Below are 13,920 nucleotides of genomic sequence, written 5' to 3'. Positions count from 1 at the left end.
TATCCACTTTTACAATACCGAACGATTACAAGCAAAACTAAACGGCCTCAGTCCGAAGGAATTCAGGACCAAGGCCGCTTAATTAATTTTTATTTTTTGTACTGTCTACTTGACGGGGTGCAGTTCACAAGTCGGCTGCCTTCGTGTCTTTATTCAGTTATCGTTTCCCGTTAGCGTAGCAATCTAAGCTCTCGTATGCTCTTTATCCTAATGCGTTCAATGAAACGTACCAGTAATATTGTGTTGATTATCACTTAATAACTTAGTAAGAGTAACAATTTGCCCTGTATGGTAACTATAATGTTCACAAACTTGAATCAGAATTGTATTGATTGATTTAGAATAATAAGATTCTGCTTCAAAGCTGGGACGCTCCACCATGCTGTTCCAATCTTCGCTTGAATAATAAATACTGATAACTTTTTCAAGATTGGTTTCCGCAATTTGTTCGAGAACATCAGATGATTTTATTCTGACATCATTGAGCAGTTTTAACAATTCAATTCCCGATATTTCATTGTTATTTGTAAATTCATTCGTTCTTGTGCGAATGAATGGCATACCACCAATCCCACTCACAAAATGCTGATATTCGTTTCCTGCCAAATGAAGGCATAAGTTGCCGATGCTATTCATACTTGGTTTTAATCTATTCCAAATCTGTTCTTCAGATAATACATTTAAACATGTTTCTATTCTTTTTAGTTGTTTGTTCATTTCGTTTTGTATAATAGAGGGTAAGTTCATTTAATAACCTTCTTTTCAATAGGCATAATATCATTTTGAATATAAATACAATAAAATGAATATATATACATTCTAGACGGAAAGGATTATTTTGTAAATACAAACTATTTTGCCCTTTACTTGAGAACTAGCAGATGAAATCCCTAAAAGTATCGACGATATAATTCTCTCCTACGCTCTCCGCGCAACTGGGCATAAATTTGTGTAGTAGATGCTTTTTCATGCCCAAGCATACCCTGAATAAATTCTAGCGGTGCACCGTTATCTAGCAATTGACAGGCATACGTGTGACGGAATCGATGGCATTAATTTTCCCGCGTTGTGCTAGCTTTTTTAATGACCAACGTATTGTTGGGATCGTCAATCGGCGGGTCGGATTTGTTTCGGTAACAAACAATGCTTTACAAGTATCTCCACGGCTCTCCAGGTATCTTTTTAACCAAACCTTACACTCAGTAGTAAAATAAACCTCTCTTTGTTTAGAACCCTTACCATTAACAATTGCTGAACAGTTCTCCCAGTTCACGTCTTCAATGTTTATTTTCTGCACTTCTCCAACGCGGCAGCCTGTGCAGTACAGAAATTCCAACAGAGCATGCTCACGGTGAGAACGACAGGTAATCTTTAGATGAATAACATCCTCCTCAATTAGGAATTTCGGAATACGTTTGTCCATCTTAGGTTCTCTCAGCTTGAGAGAAGGATTCCGTGTCATATGACCTTCTTCAAATGCAAAGCGAAAAAGGGAGCGTGCAAATCGAATCCGATGACCTAAGCTACTAGGTTTCAATCGCTCTGATACCTTTGCAAAGTAGTCTTTTAGCAGGTTTAAAGAGATTTCTTCAATCTCCAGATTACCCAGTTCTCGAATCAACATATTTAGTTGTAGAAAGTATGCTTTCATGGTATGCGTGCTGAACCCTAGGATTCGCTTATCAGCTTCATACAACATCCATAAATCCTTCAATGTCATAATAAAAACCTCCCAAGTATAAGTTATCTCTAGCTTTGCTAGAATTGGGAGGATTTAATCGTAATGCTTATTTTTTTGCTAGCGTTCTCCGTTAGTGCAATACCTTTGTAATATGTTTCACCACGTTGTTTGTAACAAAGCTAACGACTCTCAATCGAACGATTCAGCGATTTCATGAACGTTACCAAACGGATCAACGAAAGCAGCATATCGCCCTTGAGTAGGTTTATCATGCAAAAATTGAATACCCTTTTCCTTCATTTCCTTATAAGTTTGCTCAACAGATACGACCTCAAACACCAAAACTGTTCTAGTCTCGTTTGAATAATCTCCAATTTCTTTGGTCTTTTCACACTTAAAAGCTATAAGCTGACAGACGTCAAGGGCAAATACAAGCTTATTTTCTTGCTCTAACAGTATTGGCAGACCCAGCAATTCAGAATAAAACCATCTCGCCTGTGTCATGTCATTGACGAAAATCATTATATGTCCTAGTTTCATAAGGCTATGTTGCTCCTTCACTTTTTGAGGTTACCATTTTTTATGGTTCATGCAGAATCTTTGCTAATGATTATTTGAAGTATTCGTGAATTGATTAACATATCCTGCCCGGCAGTCTGCTCAACTTAACTATCGTTCTCCCGTTAGATTAATTAGTGAGTTCAGTTTACAACTTTTATGTTTATCTTCTTCACCTTCTCCCTGCCATCTGTCGGAAATGAGTTCAAGTTCTTGTCAAAATCGGGAATGGGATAAAGTTCTTGTCATTTGTTTTTGACAGGAACCTTATCCCACAAAATAAAAAATCCACGATTTTCGCGGCATTAGAGTATTTGTAATTGCCTAAAGATTTAACTCCATCCAATAATCTGCTTCAATAAAACCAAACTTTTTATATACCGGTCTACCTAATGTTGAAGCCCCGAGCCAAATTTTTGATACACCTGCGATTCTAGCTTCATCAACTAATTTAGTTAACAAAGTCGTAGCGATCCTTTGTCCACGGTAATTTTCTTTCGTATACATATTCGTGATATAGCCCATTTTACCACTCTTACTTGTGAATGAAGGCGGGAAATCATAGAAGATAATTGCACCCGTAGCAATAATTTCTTCATTGTCTTCAACGATCCACTCGATTAACGAACCATCACTCATCTTATTGTGAAAAAAAGAATTGAGTTCGTTATCAATATCTTGATTCGGTTCGATCCCTTCATCAACTAATTGCTTTTTTCTTAGATGAACCAATTGATTAATATCATTCATATTTGCTTTACGATAGTACATCTACTCACCGCCCCAACATATGTATATATTGCTGTACGGAGTGTAGCATATTTCACAGTGGAAGTCACCGACTAACGTAACCATAGAAAAGCTTGCAAGTTCGCGTTGAGCATCTTGCAAGCCTAATACCATACAAATATTCAATTCTTCTATATTTAAAGATCTAAAATGCAGTTTGAATCGGAAGAGGCGCCATCTTCATACCAAGCAGGGAAGTTCGTTACCCATACATTGTTATGCAAGTTCACATGCATTCCGCCTGTGAGTGGGGGAAGGGAATGATCAAACTGTAACAATCTTCGTTCACCGGGGCATACAAGCGCTGCATCCAATGTTTCATTTGCTGAAGAAAGCAATAAAAATAGCCCAATTATTAGCACTGGTGGCATTAAAATAAAATATTTCTTTCTATGCACATTCATCCCCTCCCTTTTGTTTAATATTAACAATAACACCACCCTCTTGTTCAACTAAACTGCCCGTTAGCTCAATCCCCCCACCGGTCTAGAACTTTATTTTCTTAGTCTTTGATCGGTTGGGACATCAACGGCAAAAGCTAAAAAAACGCCAACTAACTGGCGTTTCCGAGAAGACGGCTTTTTTTGACATTACTTGATGAATCGCGGCGGTTTTCCATGTTGAAGGGGCAAATATTAAGCATGACTCTGTTGTGTCACAGATATTATGGGCGTTTCTTCTCGTGATATGCCGCGTGCCATTACAAATGGTGAAGATGATTCAGAAAACTGGCAAACTTCCGCTAGACGCACCTTGAAGTGAAAAAGAATGATCTTGAACTTGCTCTTCAAGCCTATGTTAACCCTCACCAACGCCTGATAATAAAGACCATTTTAACTCACATTGATTTCTTAAGTGAACAGATCGAGATGCTAGATCAGGAAGTCGCCTTTAGGGTAACCACTTTCCATGACGACGTCGAACGTTTAGATTCGACTCCTGGTATAACCACTTGAATGGTGGGCAGGACCAGTACCTGGACACAAGCGAGTACGTATAGCTGGAGCTAGGACAACATCAAGCACTTAGGTTTTCACCTACTTCCACTTGTCCACCAAAAAATACTTAAGGGGCAGCTCTTTTTATTAGGTTCATACCATAAACCTGTACCCAGATCCCCAAACGGTTCCTATGTACTGGGGTTTAGATGGGATTTCCTCGATTTTCTCTCTGATTCTGGCAATATGAACCGTTACTGTAGAGACGTCGCTCATCGCATCCATCCCCCAGATCCTCTCAAATAGCTCTTCCTTACCAAATACCCGATTGGGATACTGCAAAAGAAACAGAAGCAGGTCAAATTCCTTTTGGGCCAGAACGACTTCATTTCCGTTCACAAAAACTCTTCTGGCATCCTTTTGAATCTCAAGGCCCCTAATCTGGATCGTACTTCCCTCATTCCCCTTTCCAAACCGCTCTTTCATCCGCTCGAACTTTTTCAGATGGGCACCAACCCGTGCTACCAACTCACCCGAGCTGAACGGCTTTGTAATATAATCGTCCGCACCTAGGCCTAAACCGTTAATTTTATAAATTTCCTCTGCTCTCGCCGATACCAAAAGCACTGGAATATCATCCTGCTCACGTACTGTTTTCAACACTTCAAACCCATCCATATCTGGCAGCATGATATCTAGTATAACAAGCTCAAATTCTTCCTCTTTCAGAGCTCTCAAACCCGCTGAGCCGCTGTTCACCATCTTAACTGAGTAACCGCTGAGCTCAAGGTAATCCTTTTGCAGATTGGCAATACTTTGGTCATCTTCAACAATCAAAATTTTTTTCATCATAACCTCCAGACATGTTAGAACTTCTTAAGAGATATCATGATCCCAGTTCCCTCTCCTACAGCGCTTTTAGCCCATATTTTCCCGTCGTGCCCTTCTACAATTTGCTTAGCTATAGCTAGACCTAGTCCACTGCCGCTTTTTCTTGAAGGGTCTACCTGATAAAATCGTTCAAATATGAAGGGTAGTTTGTTCTCGGGTATTCCTTTTCCATTGTCCTTAATTTCTATAATAGCAGACGTTCTAGTTTCCCTGAGTATAATATCAATCTTTCCATTCGTTTTTTCTGCATACGTCATAGCATTATCAAGAATGTTTTGTACGACCCTCTTTAATCTTTCACGATCAATTAATACTTTGACAGGCTCCTTTAATTCATTGATTAACTCTAAGGATAAATTAGCCTTTTCATACTCATATTTATGATCCGCTACGCAATCCTCGAAATAACTCGCCAAATCACTCTTCTCAAAATGGTAAGGAAGCTGGTTCAAATCGAGCTTAGAATATAAAAGGAGATCATCAATCATCGCGTTTACCAAAATAGCTTTGGATCGGGCGGTTTCCAGATACTCCTCCATTTTCTCAGGCGTCTTGGCTACCCCATCGATAATCCCTTCAATATATCCTTTAATGGAAGTCACAGGCGTCTTTAAGTCATGAGAAATACTTGAAACTAAAAACTTCCTGTTATCATCATATTTTTGCTGCAAATAGACAGACTCCTTCAACTTGATCCGCATTAACTCCAAGGTTCTGCCTAATTCCCGAATTTCGCCTTCTCCCTCTTCGGAAATCTCGCCGCTTAGATCCCCTTCCCTGATTTTCATAGCGGCGTCCTTTAATCTGGAGATCGGTAAAATAATTCCGCGTGAGAACTTATACGAAATCCAAAAATTCATTAGCAAAAAAACAACCGTGAAAAAACTGACTGTAAAGATGCCAAGCAGGATATAAAAGCTTGTTTTCACCTTGATTGGCGCAAGCAGCAGCAGAATGCCCGTATCGCCGGACGGAAGTTTGAAATCCGCTCGGTTAAACATATACGTTTTGCCATCAAGCTCTATCTCATCGCGATTAGACCTGTCGCCAGATAGCATTAGACTTTTCTCGATATCAATCTTATTAAAATTTTGAGTGGCGTACAAAACCTCTCTATTGATTAAAATGATGGCACTGGCATCCAAAACGTTCACTCGATCAGAGAGCTCTTGTTGATATTTCTTATCCAAGAGATGCTCGAACTTGAAGGTCTGCGCTTCTCTTTTGATCTCACTGATCGCTGCCCTGACCTCGAACACTTTTTGAAACTCCTTCATATCGGCTTCGCGGCCAAAAACTTTCGTATAAGTAGCAACAAAAATAATGACAGCCAGGATTGTCAAACCAATGGAAAGCAGTACAGCCAGCGTATTCATCGTGAAAAAACGTCTCGTTAAGTGCATGTATATTCCTTTCTATATATCCTTGCTGTCAAACAAGTAATACCCCGTAGTAAATAACATGATACCACAACCTGACATGATTAAAATCTGGCGTAATATTTTAAAGACATTGATCGTTTCAGAAATCCAGAGGGTATACCAGTCAAACATCGACGTGATAAAAAAACTCGAATAGGATGAGAACACAATGCCCAGAAAATTAAAACCAATAAACACAAGAATGGAGAGGAAAAATACGGCTAGTCCTCCCTGAATCACATTGGATAACAGCACGACAATAAGCGCAAACACAAATACAGGAAAAAAAGTTAAGCCATATGACACAATGACTTTTATGATCCCAAGGAGGCTAGCGGACGAAGGATTAAATATAAAACCAGCCAGTAGCGAAAGAACCATGACAAACAAGAGGTTCCCAGCAATAAATAGAGCTAAATTCAAAACCTTCGCACTAAAAACACCGAATCTAGAGACCGGTCTTAAAAGTGTTATTTTCATCGTATTCGATGAGGATTCACCGTTAAACATATCGATCGCTACAAAAATAGCAAACAACGGTAAAAGCGTATAAGCAATAAACGACAGAACTACGATGGGAAATTCAACACTCCCTACAACTCTTAATCCAAGGCCATGCTTTATCGTTGTTACGGCAATTTGACCGATCATTACGGCAAGAATGGACAATATCGCGGCTGCCATCATTTTTTTCTTTTTAAGCAACTTCACGGCTTCATTCATAAATGCAGCTTTAAACCCTGCCATTCCTGTCCACCTCACTAACAAAATAGTTCTCAAGCGACGAATAATACGACAGAATATTTTGGGTATATTCTACGTTGACCAGCTTGCCGCCGTAAATAATCCCGATTCTTGAGCACGTTAGTTCCACATCGTGAATCAAGTGGCTGGAAATAAAAAAAGTCGTGCCTTCCTGGGAAAGCTGTTTGATCAACTTCCTCATCTCCAGCATCCCCTCTACATCTAGTCCGTTTAAAGGCTCGTCCAAAATTAACAGTTTCGGTCTCGATAGAATTGCCGCCGCTATCCCCAGTCTTTGTTTCATCCCGAGTGAAAATTTTTGTGATTTCTCATTTTTATATTTCAGCATCCCCGTGATTTCAAGACATTCATCGATTCTTCGCTGATCAATTTCTGGATAGAACCTCGCAAACAGTTTCAGGTTTTCATTTGCCGTCAAATAGGGATAGGATTCCGCTGTTTCAATCATACAGCCTACATGCTTCATCGCATTGACGTAGTCTTCTAAAATGCTCGCTCCGAAAATCTTCACATCGCCTCGATCCGGTTTCATAAGTCCTGTTATCATCTTCATGGCTGTCGTCTTCCCTGCGCCATTTGGTCCTAGAAAACCGAATATATCCCCTTGATCTACTTCTAAGTTCAAATCGCTGATTCCCCGGCCATTCTTAAATGACTTGGTTAAGTCGTTTATTTCAATCGCCTTGACTGTCAATTCATCATCTCCCTAAAAATGCTCAGAAAGCCGCATCAGCAGCCTCCTGAACATCATTTCTATTCAAATATGCGTCTAAATTCTCCATCATAATATGGTTTCGAGTTAGATCTGTATGAGTTTTTATCCATAACCTCTATATTCATTTCAAAATAAACCTTGCCAGCAGAGTTTGGATGAATCCTTCCGTTTTTCTGTTCACCCTTCGCATCTGTGTAAGTAAAAGTTGAAGATGTCGCCGGATTGTATTCAAAATTAAATGCATCCTTGTTTGGATACTCGCTCTCAAAACCAGGATAAACGGTTTCTGAATACTTTCCTGTCACTTTATCGCCGTCTACGCTTGTGACTTCAACCGTTCTCTCGCCAATCTTCACGAACTTACCGTCTTTGTCCATAATGATATCATTTTTATATGTTCCCACATATTTACTGCTGAATCCGCCTGAATAACTGACCTTCTCAACCTTTGCGCTCGTTAGGTCAGGCATGGCAATCTTCGTGCTGCCAATCTCAGAAAGCTTTACAATGACATTTAAGCTTAAGTCATGCTGAACACCGTTTTTATCTTTTCCTGACAGAGTGATATCACCCGTCACATTTTCCAGATAGCCTGCTTTATTTTCAACGGCCGTACCCACAACCTTTTTCACAAAAATATCGCTCTCTATTTTCGGTAAATCTCTCTCATCATTAAGTATTTGCTTGATACCAAAGGAGGAGACAGCATTCACGACGGCCGGCACCTGTGCCTCGGACAAGCTTCCCGAATACACTTTACCGCCGTTAGTCCCTTCCTCTACTTGCACATAATCTTTCAGAGAGCCAACCACAGCGTCAACAATTTTTTCTATCTCCGCTGCTCCCTTTTCCTTAAAAGGGCTACTGAATTCAGCTGGCCCTTTTCGGTTCACATCAGCCGGATATTCCGTTACGTAATAGGTATTATCCATACCTCTTTTACTAATTGAAAGCTTCTTGTCGGAATACGAATAACTGGAGGTGGTTTCGCCCTTTGCGGTTTTAGTCACCGTATTGTCCTCAGTCAGCTGGTTTACCGTATCCATTTTCTTGAACATGGAAGCTTGAAGTAAGGTTTGATCATTATCTTTCAATGAATACAGCGCCTCGACCGTATAGTTTTTCAGATCCTTTTCCATCAGAGTTGCCGTGTTTTTGGCTGAATCTTTCAACCGGTCATACCCGGATCCAAGCAGCGCATCGGCGAAAGCGGTAGATACAAATAGACAGGCTCCAAGCGTAAATGAAAGTACAGTAATTGATTGTTTGCTAAGTTTCATCTCTGTTCTCCTTTAAACACAATTTGCGGGAAACGTTTCCTTACCATTTATTTTAATATACGCATATTGAATCCATCTAAATGGATTATTAACAAAGTATTAACTCTCTTTCCGTGTTACTTTTTTCCTTTCCGTATGGTTAGCTTTATTTTATAGTTTACTATATCTACCGTCTCTACGATGAGGACGGCGCTCCATTTATCCAAAACGCAATCGATTCTGCGGCAATTTCTGGCGGCATCGTGTACATCGTTTCCCATTAGTTCAATGGCCTTCACTAATTATATTCCATAATAATTTTTGTAAAAATCAATCATTTCTTGCCTTCCCATAGTATCATACCGACGCAAAAAGCCTTAAAATTCAACTTCTCGTAATACGGCATCAGTTTCCCTTTGTAACTAATGCGGAAAATTCTGTAACATATCGAATTTCCATTCTCCTTTATTTCGGGGTCACAACAAACAAAAGGGCTTATTTGATCAGTTAACCGAGGTAAGCGCACTCCGCAAACTCGATCATCGACGCTTAATAAATATCCCCAATCATTCTTTTCAAAAGAGAGTGTATTAAAGTGACCTAGGGGTTCTGGCTTTCCTTGATGGCGAGCATTCATTATTTTAAATGACACCAAATTTCTTCAATGCGTAGAATATTCCACCTTCGCTTGCTTTTTTTGTAACGTAGTCCGCTTTTTGTTTTAACCGCTCCTCACCGTTTTCCATGGCAATTCCCAATCCTACGTACTCCAACATTTCGATATCGTTTCCACCGTCACCGAAAGCGATTGCTTCCGACTTGCAAATGTTTAGATATTCCAACACTTTTTTTATCGCAGCTGATTTGGAAACTTCCGTTTCTTCTAGCACATTCATAACATAGCCATGAAAACGCTCGAACTTGAGTCCTGGAAATCTGTCTAGGAATTTTTGAGTTTCGCTCTCGTCCGCATACAAGCATATGCAGTAAACCTCTTCTGACAGAGAAGACATTTTTTCAGGATATTGCGTTAGACTCAAAGTTTCTTTTAATGCCTTCATAACCCGCTCATCATCAGAACCCATTCCGTTCATTGCAAAATGCTCGGTGAAATAGGAAATGCAGTGTCCGTTCAACTCGGCAAAAACCGAGACATCTCGTATGGTTTCTGTTGAGAGCACTGATTTATGGATAACGTTTTCATTATATTTTATGAGCGCACCATTAGCAGAAATAAACGTATCAATGCCCAAAGTCTTAAACTCTTCACACAAATTATATGGTCTTCCTGTTGCGACTACGACTTTTATTCCTCTGTCAATCAGCTTTTCAATTGCTTCTTTCGTGCTTGGTGGTATGCTTCTATCAATTTCACTTAATAGGGTGCCGTCAACATCAAAAAATACTACCTTGTACATATTATGATACAAGCCTCCCTCGATAACATAACCTTACTGGTTACTATACCCAATAAAATTTAATAGTATAGAAGAATGGCAACTAAGAACTATAGATAACTGCCCGTTAGCTGAACAAGCTGCCGATCTTTGCCATGGCAGCCTGCTGCCATTATACTATCGTACCATTAGCGCAATTTATATGTCTCTTCATTTTTTCTTGTATACCCATTGTATTATACCCGTTGTATGCTACAATGGGTATAATATACAAATGTTGCTTGGTTTTACAAAGGAGAAGCGAGGAGATGACCCCAAATGAAACGTATTCATCCAGCCGTTGTCTTATTTTTCTTATCGCCTATCCTAGGCGAAGTACTCTTCGGCGCACTGCCTCTAAGCAAAGCGATTCCTGGCCTTCTTAGTTTGATCGGTCTGTATGGTGGTGGCGCTTTGATGATTAGAGAACTCGTACGGATACGTCGATTAGGCGTCTGGTCACTTTTTCTGTTAGGGCTTGCTTATGGAATTGTTGAAGAGGGAGTGGTCGTGCAGTCTTTCTTAAATCCACATTATCCGGGACTCGACTTTTTGGGTGAATACGGCCGGTCGTTCGGTATCAGTTGGGTATGGGCTGTATTTATTGTCGTGTACCACGCCGTTTTCAGCGTTACAATTCCTATCGTCCTTACAGAATGTATATTTCCTGAGAAGCGTGATGAACCGTGGCTTGGTAAAAAAGGATGGTTCTTCGTAGCCTCAATATTTCTGGGGACTTGCGCATGGCTTCTCATCTTTGTAACAAAGGTTGGATACAATAGCTACATCCCACCGGCAGCAGGAACTTTAATTGGAACTTTTTTGATGGCAGTCATTTTTGTTAAAGCTTCGTTGTTGGTTGGAACTAAGCCTAATCTTGACTCTGACTCGAAAAATCGTTTTCTTCCAAGCACGAGAACAGTAAGAATAACCACTTTTGCCTTGACAATGGCATGGTTTGTCGTTCGCATTATCCTCACTGATCCGGCTATCCCCGCCTTCATATCGCTGCTTGGGGATCTGATCGTGCTTACATGTGGATTTACAATTATTTTTAAATGGGATACTGAACGTTGGGATTGGAAGCGAAGGCAAGCAGCGGCTGCAGGAGCTTTACCGGCGAATTGGCTATTTGGTTTTTTGATTGTGGCCGCTACCAGCCCCATACCGGTATTGGATCTCCCGGCGCATTTGTTAATAGGTCTTATCTGTCTGATGGGACTTCATAAAATCAAAAGAGAATTGATGAAACTTGGAACGTAATCTCATATTTTTTGCCCGATTTTTAAAGGAAGGAGAATGAAGATGAAATTAGCGGATGAGACTTATATAAACAAGCTGCTGAACGGATGGGAGCAAGTATATAAAAACAGCCAGCTTACCTTTTGGGTGATGCTTGCTTTGAAGGAGGGACCAAAACACATGGCTGAAATTAAAGCATTCATAGATAAATCGACAAACGGAACGATGAGCGTCGATGATAAAAGTATGTATCGTGCTTTACGAAGGTATTATGACAGCGAACTTACCGACTTCTCCAACGCCCCCGGCAAAGGACCCGATAAAAAGATATATCGGTTGAGCCCAATTGGTGAAACGGTATTTGCCTTATTCGTACAACGCAACATGATATCGACTTTGTACAAACCGGAAATTAAAGCGTTAATTGAAAGGAGCGTGCCGCAATAATGACAAGAAACTTGAAGCTATTTACTCTTTTTTGTTCAATATGGACACTTGTTTATGCATCGCTGCTATATCACTTGATAGAGGCAGAAAAGCCCCTTACTTCGTTCCTAATGTCTTGCTTTATCGTGTTCACGGTCGTGCTTACCTCTATCGAAAGAGCATTGCTGAAGCGAGACGAACAGCGTAAAGTTCGGTATAATCTGCCTCTCAGGTACAGTGTCATTTCGGTGATAGCTTCCATTGCCGTATGTGCGATATGGATACTTGCCTGGAGGCAGGAGATTTGGCTGGTACTCGCCTCATGGGCTGTCTCCATCTTGATTGTGCTCGGTATCACCTCTTTTATCTCAAGAAGGAGAATCAAATCCATAAGAATTAAAGACCTTTTCAAGTAGTGGGTTATTTGTAGTCCCCAAAAGATATTGTTCCAGCAAGGAATACTTATTCTCCCTCTCAATTCGTAATTATTTCACATAAATAACTGCCTAATAGTTTAACGAGGCCGTCGTAATAATGTGCCACGGCAACCTCGTGGTGTTTGATGAAGCTATCATATTCCGTTAGAGCTTAATATTAGAAGTGTGGAATCAGCTGCAGGGAAGCGTCCCTCCATTGTTATGGAAGCAACAGGCCATTATCATAGCCCCGTTGTTCAGTTTCTGGATGAGCACCAGTATTTGAACATCGTCATTAATCCTTTAATCTCACATAACGCCAAGAAAACCAATTTGCGACGGTTGAAGACGGATGCCGCTGATGCCCATCTATTAGGGACGCTGTTTTATTATCAAGAATTTGAACCCTACAAAAAGCGGGGTCAGCATCTCATGAATTTACGCTATCTAACACGCCAACATGAATCTTTAACGGGTATGTATGTCCAAGCAAAACTACAGTTTCAGGCTATTCTGGATCAAGTTTTTCCTGCATATCATGGCGTGTTTGGTGACCTTTATTCAAAGGTTTCCCTTCGATTTCTGGCTTTACACCCAACGTCTAAAGAGGTCATAGAAATGTCCGAGTTGGAGATTACAACTGCAATCGGGCGTCTTACTGGACGCGGCAGATCTGTCTCATGGTGCTTGGAACAAGCTCAAACCCTAGGGGCGGCAGCAAAGCGAAATCCCTTTAAGGAGACGGCTTTTTCAAGCCATTTGATCTCAATGAAGTTGCTCATCAAATTGCTTCTTCAATACCAGGACCATCTAGCAACCCTTGATAAATCGGTAGATTCCTGGCTGAAGAGTTGCTAGAATATGATTTAATCCAATCGATACCTGGTATTGGCACTAAGATTGCTGCAACAATTTTAGCTGTGATCGGGGAAATCGATTGGTTGATCACGCAAAGAAACTGGTGGCCTTTGACGGTGTTGATCCAAGTGTTTTTTCATCAGGCAAGTTTTTGTAGCTACCCAAAATAAAATCACTAAGCATGGCTCCAGGAGACTTCGTACTGCCCTATATCAAGCTGTACGATGTGGTATTCGTAGTAATAGAAATAAAAATTTAAGGGCTTATTATGATAAGAAACGTGCTGAAGGAAAGCTGTTCAAAGTAGCGATAATTGTTTGTGTGAATGAACTCATCCACTGGATTTTTGCCATCTTAACTACTAAGGAAGCGTTCCGTTTAGAGTAAGTAGCAAAAAATGAGCTTGTCCCAAAAGTAACAATTAAAGATGTGCGGGACAAATCCAAGCGTTAAAAAAGTTAATAGTTAAACGGAAAAGGAGCTAAGCGGCTTGTATGTGCTTAGCTCCTTTGTTTTTGGCGTCCA

The 13,920-nt window shown here is 40.3% G+C and carries 16 protein-coding genes and 1 pseudogene; 5 read left to right on the top strand and 12 right to left on the bottom strand.

Annotated features, from left to right (window positions below):
* Position 1 precedes the first annotated feature (1 nt).
* A complete protein-coding gene (locus GK047_RS30825) occupies positions 2-82 on the top strand; it encodes a hypothetical protein (RefSeq protein WP_481856064.1) in 81 nt (26 codons plus the stop codon).
* Between the two features lie 134 nt (positions 83-216).
* Here GK047_RS30825 and GK047_RS28950 read toward each other — a convergent pair whose 3' ends face one another.
* The 12 genes from GK047_RS28950 to GK047_RS28900 all read right to left on the bottom strand — a co-directional run bounded on the left by GK047_RS28950 (position 217) and on the right by GK047_RS28900 (position 10,435).
* Positions 217-747 (bottom strand): DinB family protein, encoded by a 531-nt coding sequence (locus GK047_RS28950; RefSeq protein ID WP_163954206.1) that lies wholly within the window; start codon positions 745-747, stop codon positions 217-219.
* Positions 748-890: 143 nt separating this feature from the next.
* Positions 891-1,019, bottom strand: coding sequence for a tyrosine-type recombinase/integrase (locus GK047_RS30265; RefSeq protein WP_275901728.1), 129 nt, complete (start codon positions 1,017-1,019; stop codon positions 891-893).
* Positions 1,013-1,720 carry a tyrosine-type recombinase/integrase gene (locus tag GK047_RS30260; protein WP_275901727.1) on the bottom strand — a complete coding sequence of 236 codons (708 nt, stop codon included), beginning with the start codon at positions 1,718-1,720 and terminating at the stop codon, positions 1,013-1,015. Before GK047_RS30260 ends, GK047_RS30265 begins: the two co-directional genes overlap by 7 nt.
* 150 nt (positions 1,721-1,870) lie before the next feature.
* Entirely contained in the window at positions 1,871-2,221 is a 351-nt protein-coding gene (locus GK047_RS28940) for a VOC family protein (RefSeq protein WP_163954205.1), read from the bottom strand.
* A gap of 342 nt (positions 2,222-2,563) precedes the next feature.
* Positions 2,564-3,010, bottom strand: coding sequence for a GNAT family N-acetyltransferase (locus GK047_RS28935; protein WP_163954203.1), 447 nt, complete (start codon positions 3,008-3,010; stop codon positions 2,564-2,566).
* Between the two features lie 155 nt (positions 3,011-3,165).
* Positions 3,166-3,399: a hypothetical protein gene (locus GK047_RS28930; RefSeq protein ID WP_240344358.1), complete on the bottom strand. Its 234-nt coding sequence runs from the start codon at positions 3,397-3,399 to the stop codon at positions 3,166-3,168.
* Positions 3,400-4,119: 720 nt separating this feature from the next.
* Complete coding sequence (locus tag GK047_RS28925; RefSeq protein WP_163954210.1) at positions 4,120-4,815, bottom strand: response regulator transcription factor; 696 nt, start codon at positions 4,813-4,815, stop codon at positions 4,120-4,122.
* Between the two features lie 17 nt (positions 4,816-4,832).
* The gene (locus GK047_RS28920) at positions 4,833-6,260 is read right to left on the bottom strand and encodes a sensor histidine kinase (RefSeq protein WP_163954201.1); all 1,428 of its coding nucleotides are present in this window, start codon (positions 6,258-6,260) and stop codon (positions 4,833-4,835) included.
* Between the two features lie 12 nt (positions 6,261-6,272).
* Positions 6,273-7,025, bottom strand: a complete 753-nt coding sequence (locus GK047_RS28915; protein ID WP_163954200.1) for an ABC transporter permease — start codon at positions 7,023-7,025, stop codon at positions 6,273-6,275.
* On the bottom strand, positions 7,012-7,737 hold the full coding sequence (locus tag GK047_RS28910; RefSeq protein WP_163954198.1) for an ABC transporter ATP-binding protein: 726 nt from the start codon (positions 7,735-7,737) through the stop codon (positions 7,012-7,014). The genes GK047_RS28915 and GK047_RS28910 overlap by 14 nt, the downstream gene beginning before the upstream one ends.
* 59 nt (positions 7,738-7,796) lie before the next feature.
* Entirely contained in the window at positions 7,797-9,038 is a 1,242-nt protein-coding gene (locus GK047_RS28905; RefSeq protein WP_163954196.1) for a hypothetical protein, read from the bottom strand.
* A gap of 620 nt (positions 9,039-9,658) precedes the next feature.
* On the bottom strand, positions 9,659-10,435 hold the full coding sequence (locus tag GK047_RS28900) for a Cof-type HAD-IIB family hydrolase (RefSeq protein WP_163954208.1): 777 nt from the start codon (positions 10,433-10,435) through the stop codon (positions 9,659-9,661).
* A 297-nt stretch (positions 10,436-10,732) separates the two neighbouring features.
* Between GK047_RS28900 and GK047_RS28895 the strand changes: the two genes are divergently transcribed.
* The 4 genes and pseudogenes from GK047_RS28895 to GK047_RS28880 form a co-directional block, all read left to right on the top strand.
* On the top strand, positions 10,733-11,716 hold the full coding sequence (locus GK047_RS28895) for a hypothetical protein (RefSeq protein WP_163954194.1): 984 nt from the start codon (positions 10,733-10,735) through the stop codon (positions 11,714-11,716).
* A 42-nt stretch (positions 11,717-11,758) separates the two neighbouring features.
* On the top strand, positions 11,759-12,142 hold the full coding sequence (locus GK047_RS28890) for a PadR family transcriptional regulator (RefSeq protein ID WP_163954192.1): 384 nt from the start codon (positions 11,759-11,761) through the stop codon (positions 12,140-12,142).
* Between the two features lie 110 nt (positions 12,143-12,252).
* Positions 12,253-12,537, top strand: a complete 285-nt coding sequence (locus GK047_RS28885; protein WP_163954190.1) for a hypothetical protein — start codon at positions 12,253-12,255, stop codon at positions 12,535-12,537.
* Between the two features lie 177 nt (positions 12,538-12,714).
* Positions 12,715-13,782 (top strand): annotated as a pseudogene (locus GK047_RS28880) (IS110 family RNA-guided transposase); the annotation flags it as partial.
* Positions 13,783-13,920 lie beyond the last annotated feature (138 nt).

It is taken from the genome of Paenibacillus sp. SYP-B3998 (assembly GCF_010820665.1).
In the GTDB taxonomy this organism is placed as follows: domain Bacteria; phylum Bacillota; class Bacilli; order Paenibacillales; family NBRC-103111; genus Paenibacillus_E.
The sequence above is the reverse complement of the archived record's forward strand: the minus strand, read 5'-3'. Positions and strand labels throughout refer to the sequence as shown.